At 54.0% G+C, this 18,010-nt stretch carries 17 protein-coding genes and 1 pseudogene; 6 read left to right on the top strand and 12 right to left on the bottom strand.

Annotated features, from left to right (window positions below; genetic code table 11):
• Window positions 1-207: 207 nt before the first annotated feature.
• On the top strand, window positions 208-549 hold the full coding sequence (locus BSF79_RS09820; protein ID WP_090269733.1) for a hypothetical protein: 342 nt from the start codon (window positions 208-210) through the stop codon (window positions 547-549).
• A gap of 163 nt (window positions 550-712) precedes the next feature.
• Here the strand turns inward: BSF79_RS09820 and BSF79_RS09815 are convergent, their stop codons facing one another.
• From BSF79_RS09815 to BSF79_RS09780, 8 genes are all read right to left on the bottom strand, one after another.
• Window positions 713-1,027, bottom strand: a complete 315-nt coding sequence (locus tag BSF79_RS09815) for a hypothetical protein (RefSeq protein WP_139246425.1) — start codon at window positions 1,025-1,027, stop codon at window positions 713-715.
• A gap of 505 nt (window positions 1,028-1,532) precedes the next feature.
• Window positions 1,533-2,129, bottom strand: coding sequence for a recombinase family protein (locus BSF79_RS09810; RefSeq protein WP_090269731.1), 597 nt, complete (start codon window positions 2,127-2,129; stop codon window positions 1,533-1,535).
• A gap of 989 nt (window positions 2,130-3,118) precedes the next feature.
• A complete protein-coding gene (locus BSF79_RS09805) occupies window positions 3,119-6,481 on the bottom strand; it encodes a hypothetical protein (RefSeq protein WP_090269730.1) in 3,363 nt (1,120 codons plus the stop codon).
• A 234-nt stretch (window positions 6,482-6,715) separates the two neighbouring features.
• Complete coding sequence (locus BSF79_RS09800; protein WP_139246424.1) at window positions 6,716-7,159, bottom strand: hypothetical protein; 444 nt, start codon at window positions 7,157-7,159, stop codon at window positions 6,716-6,718.
• A gap of 194 nt (window positions 7,160-7,353) precedes the next feature.
• Window positions 7,354-7,698, bottom strand: a complete 345-nt coding sequence (locus tag BSF79_RS09795) for a hypothetical protein (protein WP_090269728.1) — start codon at window positions 7,696-7,698, stop codon at window positions 7,354-7,356.
• Window positions 7,698-8,240, bottom strand: coding sequence for a hypothetical protein (locus BSF79_RS09790; protein WP_090269727.1), 543 nt, complete (start codon window positions 8,238-8,240; stop codon window positions 7,698-7,700). Before BSF79_RS09790 ends, BSF79_RS09795 begins: the two co-directional genes overlap by 1 nt.
• Complete coding sequence (locus BSF79_RS09785) at window positions 8,240-8,554, bottom strand: hypothetical protein (protein WP_090269726.1); 315 nt, start codon at window positions 8,552-8,554, stop codon at window positions 8,240-8,242. The genes BSF79_RS09790 and BSF79_RS09785 overlap by 1 nt, the downstream gene beginning before the upstream one ends.
• A complete protein-coding gene (locus tag BSF79_RS09780) occupies window positions 8,551-8,826 on the bottom strand; it encodes a hypothetical protein (RefSeq protein ID WP_090269725.1) in 276 nt (91 codons plus the stop codon). The genes BSF79_RS09785 and BSF79_RS09780 overlap by 4 nt, the downstream gene beginning before the upstream one ends.
• Before the next feature lie 529 nt (window positions 8,827-9,355).
• Here BSF79_RS09780 and BSF79_RS09775 point away from each other — a divergent pair.
• The 5 genes from BSF79_RS09775 to BSF79_RS19470 all read left to right on the top strand — a co-directional run bounded on the left by BSF79_RS09775 (window position 9,356) and on the right by BSF79_RS19470 (window position 13,929).
• Window positions 9,356-10,162, top strand: a complete 807-nt coding sequence (locus BSF79_RS09775) for a hypothetical protein (RefSeq protein WP_139246423.1) — start codon at window positions 9,356-9,358, stop codon at window positions 10,160-10,162.
• A complete protein-coding gene (locus BSF79_RS19475) occupies window positions 10,159-10,773 on the top strand; it encodes a hypothetical protein (RefSeq protein WP_139246422.1) in 615 nt (204 codons plus the stop codon). Before BSF79_RS09775 ends, BSF79_RS19475 begins: the two co-directional genes overlap by 4 nt.
• Entirely contained in the window at window positions 10,703-11,422 is a 720-nt protein-coding gene (locus BSF79_RS09770; RefSeq protein ID WP_090269723.1) for a hypothetical protein, read from the top strand. The genes BSF79_RS19475 and BSF79_RS09770 overlap by 71 nt, the downstream gene beginning before the upstream one ends.
• Before the next feature lie 1,162 nt (window positions 11,423-12,584).
• A complete protein-coding gene (locus BSF79_RS20075; protein ID WP_245776370.1) occupies window positions 12,585-13,580 on the top strand; it encodes a tyrosine-type recombinase/integrase in 996 nt (331 codons plus the stop codon).
• A 109-nt stretch (window positions 13,581-13,689) separates the two neighbouring features.
• The gene (locus tag BSF79_RS19470) at window positions 13,690-13,929 is read left to right on the top strand and encodes a hypothetical protein (protein WP_139246421.1); all 240 of its coding nucleotides are present in this window, start codon (window positions 13,690-13,692) and stop codon (window positions 13,927-13,929) included.
• Between the two features lie 4 nt (window positions 13,930-13,933).
• On the opposite strand, the gene BSF79_RS19465 is transcribed toward BSF79_RS19470, so the two are convergent.
• The 4 genes and pseudogenes from BSF79_RS19465 to BSF79_RS09745 form a co-directional block, all read right to left on the bottom strand.
• Complete coding sequence (locus tag BSF79_RS19465; RefSeq protein ID WP_245776369.1) at window positions 13,934-15,502, bottom strand: calcium-binding protein; 1,569 nt, start codon at window positions 15,500-15,502, stop codon at window positions 13,934-13,936.
• 785 nt (window positions 15,503-16,287) lie between these two features.
• On the bottom strand, window positions 16,288-16,974 hold the full coding sequence (locus BSF79_RS09750; RefSeq protein WP_090269720.1) for an FkbM family methyltransferase: 687 nt from the start codon (window positions 16,972-16,974) through the stop codon (window positions 16,288-16,290).
• 132 nt (window positions 16,975-17,106) lie between these two features.
• Window positions 17,107-17,460 (bottom strand): annotated as a pseudogene (locus BSF79_RS20070) (IS3 family transposase); the annotation flags it as partial.
• Between the two features lie 289 nt (window positions 17,461-17,749).
• Window positions 17,750-18,010 (bottom strand): integrase core domain-containing protein (locus tag BSF79_RS09745; protein ID WP_217650055.1); only part of this gene is annotated, 261 nt, incomplete at its 5' end.

Here is an 18,010-nt window from a genome sequence, read left to right as displayed (position 1 = left end):
GACGAACCGCATTATCTGTTGGTGCCATCGAGCGACATCAGAGATGCTGATCTGGCCAGATACAATTCTAGACCTTGACGTGGTTAGCGACTGTGACATCAGCGCAAGCGGGTTTTACAATTACTATTTAATAACAATTACTTGACTGAAATTCCGACTCTCACTACCTTGCTTCTGCATGTCTGGATTTTCGAGGGAGGTAATTTAATGAACGCAGCAATGGAAATTCACTTGGTCGGCCTGACCGATTATCAATTATGGATTGCGGCGGATGTTCTCGAAGACGTGTTCGATATGGTTCGCAACGAGGAAGGGGCGTGGCAGGGCGATGACGGCGAAGAGGCGGATGACGTTATCAAAGAACTTGACCGATGGATGCAACCCGCCCTGCACAAGCGCGACGTGAATAATCCTTGGATAGTCACTCTCTTCGGTGCCGCCACCGACGAAGAAGAGGCTGTTGAGTGTTTTGTCGTTAGTCTCGCTCCTTACCCTGAATGTGAACTCGTGCCAGACGATGACGAGATGGATGCCCAGACGGTTGTTTGATCGGTGGATGATTGAGGCCCGAATGTTGCGAATCCGATTCCTATAAAAATTTTCCTACGGTGGCGGTTGCCAAAATCTTGGGGGGTGGGGTGCTGACAGCTACTGAGCGCCCTGCACAACCTAGAGGGTAGTCCCCTGTGGGACCCTAGATTGTGCAAGATTCTCAGGTGCGGCGCGCGTCCACCCTTTCCAGCGCGGCGCGGATTGCATCGCGCAAGGCATCAGCCGCGCCGCGCGTTGCCGTGGTCTGGCTGTCTGGCCGATAGGTGCGCGTAGCGGCAACCGCCTGTCGGGCCTTCTGGCGTGCCTTTTCTGTTGTCGTTTGGTCCAGCCGCTCAACTAGCTGTTCTGGCGTCCCTATGGCCAGCGCAAGCGCGCGTCTGGCGTGTTTGCGCGCGGCGCGCATATCTGGATCATCTTCACCAGTTATCCGCGCCAGTTTGGCGCTGGCCTCTATCAGGTCTGGTAGGTCTGTCATGCGAATCTCCTGTGTTTCGACCTGTCCAGAATGCGGCATTTGATGGGCGATTAGGAGTCTTTATTGAATCTTTTCAATTGGTTATGATTGACGTGATCCGATGGGCAGGCGATCCGGTCAGGGTTCCGGGTGAGCCGAACAGGCCCGCACTCGCCGGAAATCGGGTCGGTTCGTTCCAGCCAAATTGGAAGTGATTCAGTTCTCCACAAAATGAGATTGAGTCAGTCCAAATCAAAATGGGATCGAGTCAGTCCAGCCAAAACAGCATCGCGTCAAAACGAGCCGGAGTCAGTCGGGCGTGAACCGGTTTGCATCAGTGGATCGGAGGGATCAGGAGAGGCTGTGGGAGGGCCTGTGGTGGCTGCTGACGCAGCAGGCGCACGATGACAGCCGGATCAGCCGCACAAGCGATCAGAGGTGTTGGAATCAACGTCCTGACGCATGGTCTGCGGTAACATGGAGCAGGCCGTTGATCTGGTGGTCAGCGGCCTCGCCGGTAGGAGCATCACACGATGCTTTCGTTCGCGTCGGTCTGACGTTCGCTGTCGAGGTAGCGATAGACCGATGAGCGCGCGATCCCCAGTTCCTTGGCGATGGCGGTGGGCGTCAGCCCCTCGGCCTTGAGGGCTGCGATGCGGTCGGCCTCAATGGTCGCAGGTCTCCCTTTGAAGGGGCTGTCAGGTCCTTTGGCCAATGCCGCGTCGATGCCTTCGCGTTGGCGTTCCTTCCTGATCTCGGTCTCGAAGGTCGCGATGGCACCCAGCATGGCGAAGAACAATCGTCCAGCGCTCGTTGTCGTGTCGATGTTCTGATCGAGCACCTTGAGGCCAACGCCTTTTTCTTCGAGGGTGTGGGCGATGTTGTGGAGGTCGCGCGATGAGCGGGCCAATCTGTCGAGCTTCGTGACGACGAGCGTGTCACCCTTGCGGATGCCCCGAGCAAGAAGGTCGTCCAGCTCCTTTCGGCCTGTGCGCTTGGTGCCGGACACCTTCTCTTTATAAAGGTGGTCCTCGTGGACGCCTGCCTTGGTCAGGGCGTCTACCTGAATGTCGAGCTTCTGCCCGTGGCTGCTAACGCGTGCGTAGCCGATCATTTCTCCCATGTTGTCTCCTTTGTCCTGTTATGTGTCCTGTAAGACTGTTCGACAAATACATAGTGTCCGATAAGTGATTCTGGAAGGGTAAAAGGACAGAAAACGCACTGTTTCCGGTGTCCCGTCGAAGTATACTCATTTCGGACGGTGTAGTGATGCTGTTGGCTGGGCGGTTGGTGGACGGCATCAGCCGAGGCGGGCATGATTTGAAATTCTGTGGAATTAGACCCCACCCCCTGCGCGAAAACCGGAGGGTCCCCGGTCTTCGGATTCCAGAGGGACCCCGCCCGGTCATCGAATCCCGAAGGGTCCCCGGTGGGCGCTGGGCTGGGCGGTGTGGCAAATGTTTCGCGGGGTGGGCAACGACATTGCGTGTGAGATTATCCTGCTTGTCGGAGCAGACAGCCACCGAAGCGGCGGTAGGTTGTCGAGGAAGGCCCACCGGGTGTCTGAATCGGCGCGGGTCCCCCATCCTCATCGAGATCGACGAGACGGTGGACTGACCGGATGCATACCTGCGTTGACGATGTTTCACGCGCCGCCAGTCACGCAATGTTGCAGTAATGACGCAGTGCGTTACCGTATGTAGTGGCGGCTGTCGGGCGGATTTTAGCGTATGCGGGCATTTTGTAAGTGACGGTGGCTCATCCCGGCGGAGATAAGCACGATACGGGTGACGAACAGGTGAAAAGGTGACGATAAAAACCTATCGTCACCCTATCGTCACCCATTTAAGGTATTGATTTTATACATATAACCTTAATGTGGGTGACGAGTGACGTTAAACTGGCGGTGTCCGCACTAACGCTGGAAAAGACATACACACACACGTTCTGGGCGGCGAAGGCTCACGTGTATATATACTTTTGGGATTCAAATCTGATCTGTTCATTTTAACGTCACTCGTCACTCACACTCCAAATAAACATTGAAAATCAATATATTACGCGGGTGACGATGGGTGACGATAGGTTTTTACCGTCACCCATCGTCACCGCTCACGCGGTCACGGCCACCAGCGACCACGGCACCCCCTGCTTCGTTTTGGCCCCTTTCTCGATGGCCCACTTCTTCCCATCAATCTCAAAAACCCGCCCGATACCCTTCCCGACAAACCGCCCGAACGCGGCGGAGTCGTAGCCAAAAGCATCGCTCGCATGTCGAGACAATTTCACTGGTAGTTCCAGTTCGCCAACGGCGGCAACGTCGATCAGTCCAATGTTCCCATTCGATCCTTGGTTCGTTTTGCAAAGCATCCCCTCCCGGCACACTCTGGGGTTTTCATCGACACCCTTCATCGTCGCGGCAAGCCAACATTCCACCAGATCACGCAGAGGATCATCGTCACCGCCCCCCGATGTATATTCCTGCACCTTGTCGCGATTCCCGAGGAAGCCGTGAATCCCGGCGGCGGCAAGAATCCCGCCAATATCCTCTGACCAGTTTTCATAGCTGGCCAAAGTCCTCTTTTTCGCCGCCTGTGGGTAGTCCTGTGCTATCCAATTTTGTATCATCACCAGAAGGGCATGATAGTATTTCGCGCGGTGGTCGCGGGCGTGATCCAGCACGTTGGGGTGCTTAAAAGACTCTGGTCCCCTTTCCTCTGGTTTCTCCATCTTCGCGTCCAGACGGCACAAGACCACGCGTCGCCTGAGTTCCTTCGTAAACTCGGGGTTGTTTCCGGTGAACGCTACGCTCATCCGGTTCCGAACGGTCTTCGTGAGGGTCAGCCCCAGCACACGTCCGGAGTAGGCAGGCGCGGTCAACAGGGCAGGATAGACAGAACCACCAACCGTCTCCACGTTATCCCAAACCTTCATCGGCTTCCCGGCGATCAAATCCGCAAAAACAGTTTTATGCAGTTCGTCGTCATTTGTTGCCGGGGGGTCGATCATAGTGCTTCCAAAAAGGATCATCTGCAATATCTGCAACATCAAAGTTGCGCCCGTTCCGGGCGCGGGTTTGGTTGCGAGAAAAGCAGGCGTCACAGCGGACGCCCCCATAAGGTCACGCGCCGGGGTTGTCAGTGCCAAACCTATGAGGTGTGCGAAGTCCGCCGACTCGTCGCCAGCCATGATCTTGTTCCGTGTCATCCCCTCAAAGGGGAAATCTGCATATAGGTTGCGCCACAAATCAACCGCTGCATTCACATCGTCTGGAGTCGGTTTGTCAGGCACGTCTGCAACTTCAAACCCGGTGGGCGGGGCATAAAACAGGCCAGAACCTTTGTGATACCCCGGCACCAGAACAAGCGTTCCATCCTCTGCAAACTGCGGTGCGGGAATGATCCCCTCAAGTTCAGGATACCGGGTCTTTTCCCATTCATGGATAAGCTGAACGGAAATCTGGGTAGGGCAGGCAATCTGGCGGGTATCGCCCTCTGCGCCTTGTTCCACCATAAAATTTCCGTGGTCGCTTAGGAATGTTACCAGCGCTTCCGTGGAAAGATCGACAATTTCAGCACTGCCTGTCTTACGATCAATGCTCACCCGCGCCAGCACGTTCCCATTCGTATACACAAACGGGTTCGACCCTTCGGTGTTTTTAGCGTCGATCACCATGCCAGCGTAGTTTTTCTGCCAACTAAAATCATGCTTGTCAGTCCAGCAGGCGTCGGGAACGATTCCAGCTTTCAGATCGCGGGCTGCTTTCTCGCTGGCCTCGTCGCGCACCTTGGCCTTTTCACGTTCTGAGTGCTTCCCTCTCTCCTGCCGAATGATCTTGTTCACGTCCAACTTGCCGAAGCTGGTCGCCGCAACAATCACGTCCTTATCCTTGTTCAACACGGATTCATCGGTTCCGGCGGCGATACGTTTTGCAAAGTGTTCGGCAATCTCCTTTCCGGTCGTGTCGGCATTCCAGCGCGTGGCCGCGTCAGCGGCGATCTCGGCCACAGTGGTCCCAGTCTCCATTTCCAGCGCCACCGCCTCGGCGAGTGCGTCCGCCTCGGCCTGTGCCTCATCATCCAGCGGCAACAGATCGTCGCCGTCCAGCGCGGACTCGTCGAACCAACCGCGATTGATCGCCTCGGCCAGGAGTTCGGTCTTATGCCGACCTTGGCAGGCATCGTGCTTGCAGAACCACGTCCAATACCCGTTCTCGTTGTCGATGCAGTTGATGGCCATCGTGCCCGTGCCACCTTCGTTGGTGTGCTCGTGCTCAAAAGGACATTCGGTATGGACGTGACCGGATCGTTCACCACCCGCCGAACGGATTTTATCCGGGCAGTTGGTTTCGAGCAGGTCGGCCAACATCAAACGGTTCTTGCCTGTCATCGAGTGCCACGCGGTCAGGTCGCGTCCCGAGTCCAGGATCACACGCGGGCGCTCTTGACCGACTCCGCCCCCCGCTTGCATAAACGCATTCCCGGCGCGCCCTGCATTGTAGTCTGCTTTCTTCACACGCGGAATCGCGGCGTAGTCCAGCGGCTCGCCTTGGATGATGTAGCTACCCCACTCATCCCCCGCTGACGCGGGGTGGCGGGCAGAATAGAACAGCCGCGAAGGGTCCGTGCATGAAGTGTCAAAATTCACGCCCAGCACCTCGGACGCCAGCCCCGTTACCGCGCTTTCCCAGTCGTCTAGTGCGCCTTGATGTGTCGCGCCTTGGTCGATGATCTTGATCGGCTCAGCCAACGGAAAGAACAGCCGGAATTTATCAAGTGGTTCAGTGTCCAAGACGATCACGACTCCGGCCTTGACCTGCTTTTTAGCAGCCCTGATCGACACAGAGTTAATAAAGGACTCATCGTAACGGTCTTTTGAGTGGTGGCGCAGATACTCTTTCACTTGATCAAGGGTTGGGTCGGTGCTGATTTTCAGCTTCCGCAACACGTCATCGCGCTTCAATTCGATTCCGCTCTTGCCGTGATTGAATGAGGTGTGCGCAAAACAGGCCAACCCCAGCGTTTCGATCACGTCCAGCACATCGTCCAGCTTCGCGCCGGAATCCACGTCCAACCCCATGAGATACATGGTATCCATCGCTGTGGCCTTGCGTGCACCTCCTATAGACGATCCCAGAACAATAGCCGCGCCTTCTTTCCGTTTGGCCTCGGGATGACGGCTCAAACCAAAGGCGGCGGCGGTTCCTTTGGCGGGATAGCCTTTTATGAAGTCGCCAAAGGTGAGCGTATTTTGTTTCCACCCTTCGTCCGGCGTATTCCGGCGATCACGCGCGCCATACAATTGACCGATTAGAATTGTTACGGGCCGCTCAAGCAGTGCGTCGAAGGCTGGTGTCGCTTTTCCGCTGATGTAGGCGTCGTTCAAGTCCGGTCCGTCATTCTGGCCCGTGTCGTCATTGTCGATCACGCAAGCGGCATCATTCACCGAATCTGGTGTTATTTTTTCGTGTTTCATTTGGATCGTTTTCTTTCAGGCGCTTGCGCGTCAGCGCTGGTTTCAGTATACTCTGACACAGCAATAGTATCAGACGCCGGGGGCGCGGGATTGGTTTCCCCGCATAATGCCCCCGGCGTTTTACGTTGTAGCATGGTCTGCCTTATTTGACCACGCCCAACGCAGAAAGAATCAAAATTTCCCTAGTTACTTCAAGTAGTTACACCAAGAAACCAAAGGCTTGCGGCCTACCCATCAGTTGACCGATTCGTCGACTGCTTCCGCCAGTTCGAGCAGATGTTTGGCGAAGAAGTTGCCGGGGGTTTCGACTTTCTGTGCCGGTCCTTGATTGGGCAGATCATCATTACGATCTGTCCATTTCCCGTCGCGACCGATGTAGAAACCGGCTGCTCGGAGAACCATCCGCGCGACACGCGGACAGCCCAGTGCGGCGACGAGGTCTCCGCAGTCGATCTGGGCGGGACCGGGCAGGTCCGCAAAATATACCAGATCGGTGATTTGTTTTGCCGCGACTAGAACTAGACCGGCGGTCCAGATCGGATCGGGGTGTTCCCAGATTGTCATCAATTCGGCCAGCGCCATCTTCCGGGCGTCGGCAGGGCAGGACGGGTTAGTGCTGCCGGGTTCAAGCGCAACAACTGTGCGACAGTAAGCGCGGCTTTGTTCGTATTTACTCATTCTATTTATCCATTGTCTGAGGTCTCCTAAACGGGGTTGGAGGTTGCATTGATTGAGTCGGGGTAGATTAGGTGGGGTGGGGAAAAGCCGCCGCCCAGCGCTCCCCGGCGCATGGATTGGGCGACGGCTGACGCCGAACGTGGGGGCGATTTGGCACTCGCACTGCGTCGTCTCTGGCCTTTACAGGCCGTTGTTCATTTGAAGCATCCGCAGGTCTGGCAGACTTCATCATCAAGGATGGACATCAACGTCTCCGCAGCTTCGACTGCTTCGTCGATGTCGATCACTGGCGCGGGCGGGCGGTCGTCGTCGCGCTTTTCCGGCACTCGAAGGTGCGCGATCTGCGTGGATAGCGATGCGATTGCCTTGCTGAGAAGGTCAGCCTGACCATTCACGATCTTGGCCCCTGCTTCGGGATCGACCGCAATCATTTGAAGACCCTTCCGCAGTTCCTTCAACGTCGCTGTCACAACCTCCACATTGGCCGCTGTGGCCTCGTTGTGAACGCTAGGCTGGGTTGTTTGGTCGTCGAGCGCCACTACACGCGCCTCCGTGTCCGCCCAGCGCCTGCGGCAGCACATCGGCAGCGAAGATCGGCAAGGTTCTCCCCCAATCCTGCGAAGTTCTCGTCAATCACAGCTACGGCGGCGTGTGCGGGTTCAAACTTCTGCACTCTTTTTACGTGCGCCAACAGATCGCGCCGGAGACGGGCCACAGACGTCGGTGTCCCGCCTGCCCGATCCAATGCCCGCGCGGCGTCACGTAGCGCCCCAGTGACCTCTCCCATGAGCTGCAGCAGCCCTGCGCGACTGAGATCAGCCTGCGGAACGGGTGCTGCTGGTGTGATCGAGGTCGGAGAAAAATCCGGCACTTCATCGAGCGTGCGAAGGTGTTCTATCCTCGTCCGCACCGGTGACTTCTTGCCAAGGCGATAGCCCTGCTGACGCCACGCATTGTAGTCGCGATCCTCGCCGCCGTAGGAAACCTCGTAGGCGCGGGCGCGCCCCACCCCTGCCGCAACCATTCGAGCAAAGTGCTCGTCTCGGGAATCGGGCAGGGGCTGGGAGGCGTCACTGATCATCAGCCGATTCCTAGCTTACGAGCTGCGGCCATGCGTTGGGCAGGCGGCAAATCGGCCAGACGCGCGCGCTGGGCAGCGACATCGTCGGCAGGCTCCGCCTCCCGGAACACCATCTTGCCAATCTCCGTGGATTTCAGGCTGGCGACAGCTTCTTTCACATCCATGGTGGAGCCTGCTTCATACGATCTCACCTCGATGAGGTCAGCCGCCTCCGCTAGCAGATAAGCCAAGGCCCCGTCCGTGAGACCGGGGGATTCCCGCAGGAGATTGCGCTCGATGTGCCGCAGAGCATCTTCTTTCCGCGTGTTGCTCATTGGACCAACTCCCGATCAAGAAGGGACGGAAGCATCTCGACCGAGGCCGCGTCGAGGCGCTCGCGTTGGAGGTCGCTGAGCCGAAGGTGATGATCCAAAAACGCGACCATCTGGTCGAAATTATAGAGCTTTTTATTGCGTTTCTTGCTCTTGGGATCGGTCCGCCATTCGATTCGAGGCTGGGTCAGGGTGCGAAGATTATCAATCTGCGCTCGGGTGGTCCCGACCGCCACCGCAGTTTCGACGATTCCGATCAGCTTTTGTGTGGTCATTTTCTTATCCAGTTCGATTTTTACTGATTGAACAATAGAGGAAAATACTGGAAATGTAAATATCGCTTGCAAAATGGGTCATTATGTGCTGGAGGGTGGCAATAGTTTGATTCGAGGCATGGCTGGATAGAGTATCTGACTACGAATCAGGGGGTCGGGTTCACTGGGCGAGGGCCCGACTCTACTGGAGTAGATGCGAAGCGTTAGAGATATTTGATCTTTCCGTCACAAACTGACCCAGAAATGAGAGAGGGTGGCAAAGCCGTTCTTCGTGCCGATCGCAGCCAGAGTATGGATGGAACCCTGACTGACCGCGCCAGCCGAATCGAGTTTCGTATTTGCAACACCGATTTCCGAGGCAAGGTCGGCCCCAGGCCGACATTCAAATTTTAATGTGCCGCGCTGCGCAACGCTTGGCTTGTGCGAGCGTTAGAGATACTAAATCTTAGACGAACGACAATACGCTCGGATTTAAGTTGAAAAGCACAGTTGGAACATTCATAAATAATGCGGATAAGGTGAGTGACACATGACCTGGAGACCAAGGCACGAAGCACACGCGATTGAACGCGTAAGGCTTTTGTTCACATTTCGCGAACCGGTCCCATCCAAGGTGGTAGCTAAGTCTTCGCACGAGACCCGGCAACAAGCCTCTGACCTCGGGTTTGACTCGGTCGGACCGGCTGAAAGCTCAATCACGACTATCAAATTACAGGCACACAATTCACCGCAAACGGAACCTTCCGTAAAGAACGGCTTTGTCATGCGCCGCCATCAAAATGGAGACCTCGTAGAAGAGGTAAGCTTCAAAGACATGGTCTACGGCTACATGACTATGACCTACGGACGCTGGGAGTCGTTGGTTGCGCGCCTCGAAGAAGTCCTGCTCCCTGCTCTCGACAACATAAGCGACATTGCCGAGCTTGATGCCATTAAACTCGAATACTGGGACAGCTTCGTTTTCGAAGGCAACCCGTTGGAAGCGGATGTCTCAATGCTGCTCAGCGTCGTGGATACCGCCATACCCGCAGATGTTTGTGCAGGCAACTCAGCTTGGCACTCACATGTGGGCTGGTTCGAAGGTTATGAGGAAGCTCCCAACCTCATCAACCGCAACATCGACGTCGTAGATACATTGAATGCGGAGGGACAGGAAATGCGCAGCCTCGGGATTTATACGCTTGTGGAGCGACGATCCAAGTCGACCCCACTTGATTTTCAAAGTGTCCGAGAGCTTATTAATGGCATGCACAACCGCTCACTGCTATTGTTTGGTGAATCCCTCTCAGCAGAATATCGAGACCAAATTGGCATTAATCTGGAGGCCTACAAATGACGTATGCTAGCACCATTGGCACTGCCGACGATTATTTTTGCCGACAGTTTCCTGGCTCTTTTCTGAAAAACCGCACTTTTTCGCGTCGGAGCGAAATTGAGCAGAAAGAAGTCGAGGTAAACCGTCTGCCAGCTAAGGCGCAACGGACTTTCCGTGTGCCGAGAATTGTTGCGTCGATGAATGCTCCTACGGTCGAAGCAACTGTCATTGAAGCTGACTACTTGAAGGCGACCAGTGCGCCGACAGAGCTTGATGACGTCCGAGGTGCCGTGAGAAGCTTTGCGGAACTGGCAGCGGGTTGGGATGGCCCTGATAGCAGCCCGGCTCTATCTGGTGTCATAGATGACGCCTTGGAAGTGCTTCAGAACTGGTCAGGAGATATAGACACTCCTGAACCCGTAATGGCTTTTGATGGCAGTGTCGCACTTGAGCTTTACGACGAAGAAGGCTTCACAAGGGGCGGGCTAGAATTCAAAGGAAATCACAGAGCAGTATACACTGTGATTTCTGGATGTGATATTATTACCTCTGGAACTTTTAATGCTGGCTCACTTAGCGAAATTATTAGAAGTATTCACCTCATTCGGCGCGCGCTTTCTGCACAAGAATGAAGACGTTAGCGATTTTAAAATGCGTGACGGGTTAGATAAGTTTTGCTCCCTAGAGATCAACGTAGAGGAACTGGCAGCAACTTATCCGTCTTGCGCTTGTGAGCAGGCCGAGCCGCTTGCTGGCAGCCCCGGCAGAGTCATGCCTAAAGAAGTTCTACGGCTCTTCTTGACCTCGCCCTCGCACCTCAAGGTGAAGAAGCCCGCTGACCTAATCAAACGGAAGTTCAAGGCGGCCGATCTAGTCAGGGCATACAGAGTCGGGCTGTCAGTTGTCCGTCTAGACCATGCTCTTGAAGACGAGCTGATTTATACTGCCAGGAAACTCCATGAGATACAGGTGAATGCAAACGGCGACAAAGGGGGATTGGTTGGCGCTGTAGACTTCCCGGTTGAGGCCGTTCGTGCTTGTAGCGCTTCGCACGTGCCGATGTGTGTGCACGAAACGCCCTTGGACCGAACTGATACCTCCGGCTATCTACGCCCGTCCCATGGCGATGTCGTCAACTCGATGTCTGGTATGAGCGACGAAGAGCAAAAGGCTAGTAGGGAAGTGATCTACAATCAGATCATCAAACAAGGCGCTGTCAAGGACATTGAAGACGTCAACGACTTCGATATGTCTATTTTCATACCAAGAGCGGCAATGTAAGCGCTATTTGCCAACGGAGGGCGGCCTTGTTGCGCAATGGGCGATAAGGCAAGGAGTGCCTTTTCGGTGGCCTCAAGGTGAATTAGTCTCAATGTGATTTGACACCACCCCCTTCCCAGAGAACCGGAGCGGGAGCGGCGCATCTCTTGAATGAGATGATGGATGTCCGTTTTGATGGAGGTGGAAGCCGAACCATCAAACAAGGAAATCACAATGGCGAATACTACTGACAAGTTCATCAAACACAAAACTGGATTGCTGAACCTAGCCGAGGGGTTGTGCATTCTCTATCTTCGCTTGTTTCCAAGTGCCGATCTGCGTCGGATGCGTTTGGCGCGCAGACTCATTTTACATCGCACTAGCTAACTTACTGATTTCACACGGGCGTTGGCAGGTATATTTTATAAAATTATTCAATGGTTTCAAAGGAAAGAGGCGGATTGCAAATCCGTCCACACCGGTTCGATTCCGGTACTCGCCTCCATTTTCATCTAAATAAACTACTTAGCTGACTGGCTATCGAGTGTGACACACAGTGAGACACACGATTCATGATGCTGTCATCTTACCTATGCAAGTCCCAGCATGGAGTTTATTACTTCCGCTGGCCATTGCCAAAGCACCCTCAAGCACCACGCACAACCATTCGTCTTTCCTTACGCACAGGCTGCCCAAATCGGGCTAGCGAATTGGCCCGCTATCTTGCATGCTGCGGCAAATCTATTCGGGAAGACAACTCGTTGGCACAACTGCGACATGAGCACCTGCGCACCCAAGTAAGGGACTATTTCAAGCAGTCTCTCGAGAGGTACAATGAGTGGATTGCACGAACTGGCGGCAAAACAAGGGCAAGAGAGGTACTCGAACTTGAGCACCAAAGCCACTCAGACGTCCTAGAGGGACGGGAAGATTGCGCCTCAGATGTTTACCTCGAAGATCACATGACGCGGTTTATTGATTTCTGCACCCTTCCCGGAGCGGGATCGCCAGAGAACGCAGATCAAATATTGCATGAGCTGCGAAAGGCGCGCAGAGACCAATTAGAAGCCATTCTGGGGCGCATATCGGATCTTGAGCGGTTAATTCCTTCCAAAAAACGCATAAGGCTCCTGAGAGGCCCGCTGCGCGCCCAGAAGAGGCTTCTTCGCCTTTGGGTATAGCTGTGAAAGAATTCCTTGCAGAGCATTCCCGTCAATGGTCTCCCAAGACCGTCGGGCAAAATCGAGCCTATCTGGACATTCTAATCGAATACTTCGGCCCAGACCGGCTCCTTGGCACGATAACCAAGCAGGACGCGAACGAGGTCAAGAAAGTTTTGCAGGCGCTACCGGCTAGCAGGAACACCAAGCCGAAGTTGAAGGCCATGCCGCTGATGCAAGCCATCAAGGAACCCGGCCACAACAAGATCGCGCCCAAGACGATCAACAGCCACATCCAAATGTTCAAGAGTTTCTTCGACTGGGCAGAGCGACACGGCTATGCGCCGCATACCCTTTTTGACGGCATGAAAGTCGCCAAGGCGAAGAACAGTGAAACCGAGCGCAAACCCTTCTCACCGGACCAAGCCTGCCTGCTCTACAACGAGTTGACTGAAAACCCGTCCGGGCTAGTGCGCAAAGACAGTCACAAATGGGGAATGCTCCTTGGCATGTTCACCGGGGCACGTCTCAACGAGATTTGCCAACTCGACGTCGCTGATGTGCAAGTCAACGGAGACATTTGGTTCCTAAACATCACTGACGAAGGTGACGACAACAAGCGGCTTAAGACAACGGCAGGGAGGCGCAAGGTGCCTCTGCACTCAGAGTTGATCAGTATTGGATTTCTTGACTTCGTGAAAAGTCGTAAGTCCGGCATGAGGCTGTTTCCCGACTACAGCTACAGCGCCAACGGCGGATATGGCCGCAACTTAGGGCGTTGGTGCAATGAGAGCTTCTTACCCAAATTGGGCATGAAAGAGCCGGGGCTGGTTTTCCATAGCCTGAGACACACCGTCGTTACTCGCCTTAGCCAAGCAAGCGTACCAGAACCGATTATTCAGTGTCTAGTCGGCCACGCAAGGTCAGGCGTAACTCAAGAAGTATATAATCGCGAGGGTTTCACGCTTAAACAACTCCAAGAAGCCGTAAATTGCCTAGCACCTCACAGAAAGAACTGAAGTATGAGAAAGACAGTAGAGCAAATTTCACCTCAACTCTTGTAGTCAGCCCGTCTCTCATGGTCGTTCGAGGTTGGTAGTGAAGACCGCTCCCAGCCCCTAAGCGGACATGACCGATCTGCACATCGGGCGGCAGGCGATATTCGCAGCGATCCGCGCCATCGGTAACTCTGCGGATAGCGCGCTTGCAGAGTTGCGCGGTAGGTTGGGATTGAGACCTGGTTCGCGGATATTTCGTGGGGAGCAACCAGCTTTGTCCGGCACTCTGTTGAAAGCGATATTTCCGGCTTGGTTGGAATTTTGGGTGAGCACACTATCGTTGTTCTGGCGCTCACCGTTTGATTGGTGAAGGCTTAAGCAAGGAGGTCGTGTTGCGTGCCACCCAGCAACAGATTGATCTCGTCTTGAGCATGACCATCAATCAGCACCCAGAGGATTTGGCCGGTGGGTTGGTAGATCACAAAAGCTTCCTGCACACCTTCCTCCCCTGAACCAGAAGTCGCGGCAAAATTTACCTGAAACTGATTAGCTGAGGCCGTGCCGCCATATTGCAGCACGTCGCCCTGGGCGGCTGAATAGTCCTGGATCCAATCCGAACCGTGATCCGCGATCCCCAGATGAAAGAACCGGTCCGCATCCGCACCCCCATTCAGCCGGTCATGGCCGAAGCCACCATTGATGAAATCTTCACCATCGCCGCCGAAAATCTCGTCAGACAAGGACTGTCCGTTCAGTTCATCATCACCAGCGCCACCGATCACAGAATCCGCGCCAAAGCCCCCCGTGATCGTATCATTCCCATCATCTCCGCGCAGCTCGTCATTGCCGTAACCTCCATCAATATAGTCGTTTCCATTGCCGCCATAAATTACGTCGCGGGGGTCCGAAGATGCCGAGCCTCCTGATATGACGTCGTTGCCGGCCCCGCCGATGATCGTGTCTGCCCCGCTTCCACCATCGAGACTATCGTCTCCGCTACCCCCATCAATGACGTCATTACCGCTCCCTCCCCATATCGTATCATCGCCACCATTGGCGGTTACACTGTCATCATTAAGGCCTGCTGCGATGACATCGCCTTCTTGGGTGCCATTGATAGAGCTATCTACGTCACTTTGTTCAGTGTCATAATCATCTAACAACAGCCCGCCTGCATCTGGAGAGAAACCAACAGGTATGATATCGATTTGATCAATAAAACTAACACTAACAGGGTTTGAGTTCACAAATGACGTAGCCGAATTCATGGAAACAAAATGTGACTCTTGTTCCCCTCCCGGAGTAAGGGGACTGTCATCAACTCTGGCGCCCTCTAAAGCGTATAATAGAGTGCCGCCACCCGTTGTCTGGATCATCAACCATTGCTGAGGATCGGCGTTGCCATCAATGTGATTTCCATTCCATTCGACAATTCTCCAACTGTTACCATTAACTGTGCCCGAATTGTTAGATAGGTTGATTTCGTTGTTGGAGCCGATACTATTGATATAAATGCTGTCTCGTGAGTGCTCCAAATCTTCAAGGCGTCCGACAACTAACCCACCTACGTCCTGAAGGTTGGTAAATACAAAGGTATCGACACCTTCGCTTACCACGTTGCTACCAGAATGGGCACTGACAGGTATAATATGATCAGTACTGGGCATGCTGTTCTGCTCAGAGAAGGACATCCCGTCGTTCGTTCCACCCCTTGCATGATGACCCGCAGAAAAACTTGTGATAGAGTTGAAATCTAGATAAGTAACATCGTCGCCCGAACCACCATAAGTATGTACTTCGTGCCCCTGAGTTCCATTGCCCCCATTTTGGGCAGTTGCGTAAAGTGTGTCGTCGCCACCACCTGCAGAAATTCTTCCCCACCCGGAAGTAAGTTCAAGTGTTTCATCCGCAGTTGTGCCAGTTACTATTTGTTTTACAGCCATGAGACATTCCCTCCATGCAATCATAGATTTCACCATGCGTGCAAATAAAGCCCCTGCGTGCAATAGCTTGAAGTGGTTTTCGGAGTGCGGGGCCGTGCGCGATAATTTTCACACACGCCTCTTAGGGTCGCGGTGACTTTGTTGCATAGATCACTTACCGGGCAGTGAATGCGCCCATGTTGCCGGAGCCTTGGTGCCGCATCTCACTCGATCAAATCATTGCATTAGTCATCGACGATGGTGAGCCACCAATACCATGATGTGAATGCTGCGTGTGGTGCTGATGCAATTGCATCGCCGCGCTGGAACGCAAGCCCTAGCAACCCACAGTTCTTGGAGCCATCGCCCCAACGAAATTCAACGCATCGAGATATATGGAGCGAGCGCTCTGGCGAAGATAGTGCTAATAACCGTCGAAGCCGGATCGAAACCATCCATCTCGTGACATTGCGGTGCAATGTGCTTCCGGTCAGTAGATGCATTGTGTAAAACCGACGCGACAAAGCCTCAGGGCGAGGGAATTCGACCGGCAAGTCACGAAAATCCAAATCCGCATCGTCTCCCTAAACCGATACACCGCCATTGGCATATCCGTCACTGGCGCCATAGGATAAGCCCTACTGGTGGGGAAAGGGGAGGTTCGACCCTCACCCGATTTGTGCAACAAAGCAAGTGGCGTCGATGCGCGCGTTTTTGAAAAGGTGGAAGCCATTTTCCCAATTCGACGGACGAGCCATCAGAAAAGTTTCTCCAAAGAAATATCTAGGCAAGGTGTTTTTCGGGGGTTAAGATTTTTTTGATGGCACACGGCGAAAGCCAATAAGTGTCCCACGGGAAGGTCCTGGGTCGTAGGTCAGTCCGCTCTGGGACATGCAATCCACTATTTTTTTGATCATACCCATTGAATACGCGCGCGGGTGAAGTTCCATTATTACTTGGCGAACAAAGCGCGGCCACGGACGATCAAATAGGTACATTTCAGACCCCTCGATGTCCATAATTACTACGTCCGGCCGGTGAGCTTCAAAGAGGCTGATCAGGCTGATCAGCGGCACCTCAACCAGCTCGCCGGGTCTATCCTCAATGCCCGCAACAGATGATCCCCAGAAAGCCTTTCCCACTCGAAACGTCACTGTCTCGCCGGCATCGCAGTCACCTGCGACCGCACCATACTCCAATCGCGTTTCAACGGCCCTATTAGAATCCAAATTTTTGCGGATAACTTTGATCGTAAACGGATTCGCTTCAACCGTCACAATTTTGGAGGGATCAGTGAGCTGGGCGCAAATCGAACTAATATACCCTATCCCACCGCCGAGTTCGAGTACGCGATGGCCGGGCTTGACACGCATCTTAGCAGCACGCGCTTCCGCAAATTCATATTGCCCACTATTCAGCTTTTGAACTAACTTCTCGTTTAATAATGAATCCGGGATTTCTAAAGCTATATCTTCGAGCACAAATTTTGCCATGGAGCCCCCTGGTTCTAGTTGATTACCTTTTAGGGTAGAGTGCGCCCTGATGCAGCAACTTTCTGTTAAGAGTGCAAAAATTACTGGAACGGATTTGTCGTTGCTTGACCGTCGTCAGAAGTTTTGGGCCAGTTAGTTGTCGGGTTTTGCGGCGGATTTGCGGTGAAGCAAGCGTCGCGTTTTGATGGTCTTTCGTTTGATCCTTTCTCTCTGATTCAGGATGATCTCGCCTCGGCCGAAGTAGGCATCCGCAGGTGTGAGCCTCTGCGCTCTCATGATTGTGCCGGTGAATGTAGTGACAGACAAAGGCATCGATCTGCTGCCCCAGATCGCCATGCAGGTAGTAGTTTTCCAGCAGGATGCGGATCTTGAGGATCTAGTGCCAACACTTAATCTTGCCTTGGATCTGGGGTGATACGGCGCGCCTCTTACATGATCCATCTGATGATCTTCCGGCCAGTCAGCCAGCTCGCCAGAGATGTAACTGGCACTATAGCCCGGTCGCGCTTGGTCGGCACAAGTGCGCGCGACGACTTTGCAAAGCTCGCTTTCTGCGCAAAGCTGACTTAGGTGTTGCACCTGAGCGTCGTTCATCGATGCTTTACTTACCTTTGTACCCTTTAGAGCGCGCCAAGTGGATCAGCGGTAACTGCTTGCCTGCGAAGTGCATATCAGCAATGGACTTGGCGCGCTGAGTGGCTAGTTGATCGCAGTTGACCTGAGCCCCAAGCTTCCCCCAGCTCTGCGCGGAGTCCTTAGGGTTAAATCTTTGTCGTTAGGCCGCCATCTTGTCCATCGCCTTTCTCTGCAAAAATTCCATTGGCGTCAGGTTGCCTAAGGCTGAATGGGGTCTGCGCCAGTTGTAGTCCTCCTGCCATTCTTCGAGCGTTTTGCGAGCCTCGGCCAATGTGCCGAACAGCGTTTCATTGAGGCATTCATCACGTAGCTTGCCGTTGAAGCTTTCGATGAAGCCGTTTTGTTGAGGTTTTCCGGGTGCAATGTAATGCCAATCGATGCCTGTATCTTGAACCCATTT

Source organism: Thalassovita taeanensis (genome assembly GCF_900110775.1).
GTDB lineage: Bacteria > Pseudomonadota > Alphaproteobacteria > Rhodobacterales > Rhodobacteraceae > Litorimicrobium > Litorimicrobium taeanense.
Note: the sequence above shows the minus strand (reverse complement) of the source record. Positions and strands in the feature narration are given on the sequence as shown.

Bases quoted from the DNA above. Each gene is read 5' to 3' on its own strand.
- BSF79_RS09820 (WP_090269733.1), top strand. From the start codon at position 208: ATGAACGCAGCAATGGAAATTCACTTGGTCGGCCTGACCGATTATCAA.
- BSF79_RS09815 (WP_139246425.1), bottom strand. From the start codon at position 1,027: ATGACAGACCTACCAGACCTGATAGAGGCCAGCGCCAAACTGGCGCGG.
- BSF79_RS09810 (WP_090269731.1), bottom strand. From the start codon at position 2,129: ATGGGAGAAATGATCGGCTACGCACGCGTTAGCAGCCACGGGCAGAAG.
- BSF79_RS09805 (WP_090269730.1), bottom strand. From the start codon at position 6,481: ATGAAACACGAAAAAATAACACCAGATTCGGTGAATGATGCCGCTTGC.
- BSF79_RS09800 (WP_139246424.1), bottom strand. From the start codon at position 7,159: ATGAGTAAATACGAACAAAGCCGCGCTTACTGTCGCACAGTTGTTGCG.
- BSF79_RS09790 (WP_090269727.1), bottom strand. From the start codon at position 8,240: ATGATCAGTGACGCCTCCCAGCCCCTGCCCGATTCCCGAGACGAGCAC.
- BSF79_RS09785 (WP_090269726.1), bottom strand. From the start codon at position 8,554: ATGAGCAACACGCGGAAAGAAGATGCTCTGCGGCACATCGAGCGCAAT.
- BSF79_RS09780 (WP_090269725.1), bottom strand. From the start codon at position 8,826: ATGACCACACAAAAGCTGATCGGAATCGTCGAAACTGCGGTGGCGGTC.
- BSF79_RS09775 (WP_139246423.1), top strand. From the start codon at position 9,356: ATGACCTGGAGACCAAGGCACGAAGCACACGCGATTGAACGCGTAAGG.
- BSF79_RS19475 (WP_139246422.1), top strand. From the start codon at position 10,159: ATGACGTATGCTAGCACCATTGGCACTGCCGACGATTATTTTTGCCGA.
- BSF79_RS09770 (WP_090269723.1), top strand. From the start codon at position 10,703: ATGCTGGCTCACTTAGCGAAATTATTAGAAGTATTCACCTCATTCGGC.
- BSF79_RS19470 (WP_139246421.1), top strand. From the start codon at position 13,690: ATGACCGATCTGCACATCGGGCGGCAGGCGATATTCGCAGCGATCCGC.
- BSF79_RS19465 (WP_245776369.1), bottom strand. From the start codon at position 15,502: ATGGCTGTAAAACAAATAGTAACTGGCACAACTGCGGATGAAACACTT.
- BSF79_RS09750 (WP_090269720.1), bottom strand. From the start codon at position 16,974: ATGGCAAAATTTGTGCTCGAAGATATAGCTTTAGAAATCCCGGATTCA.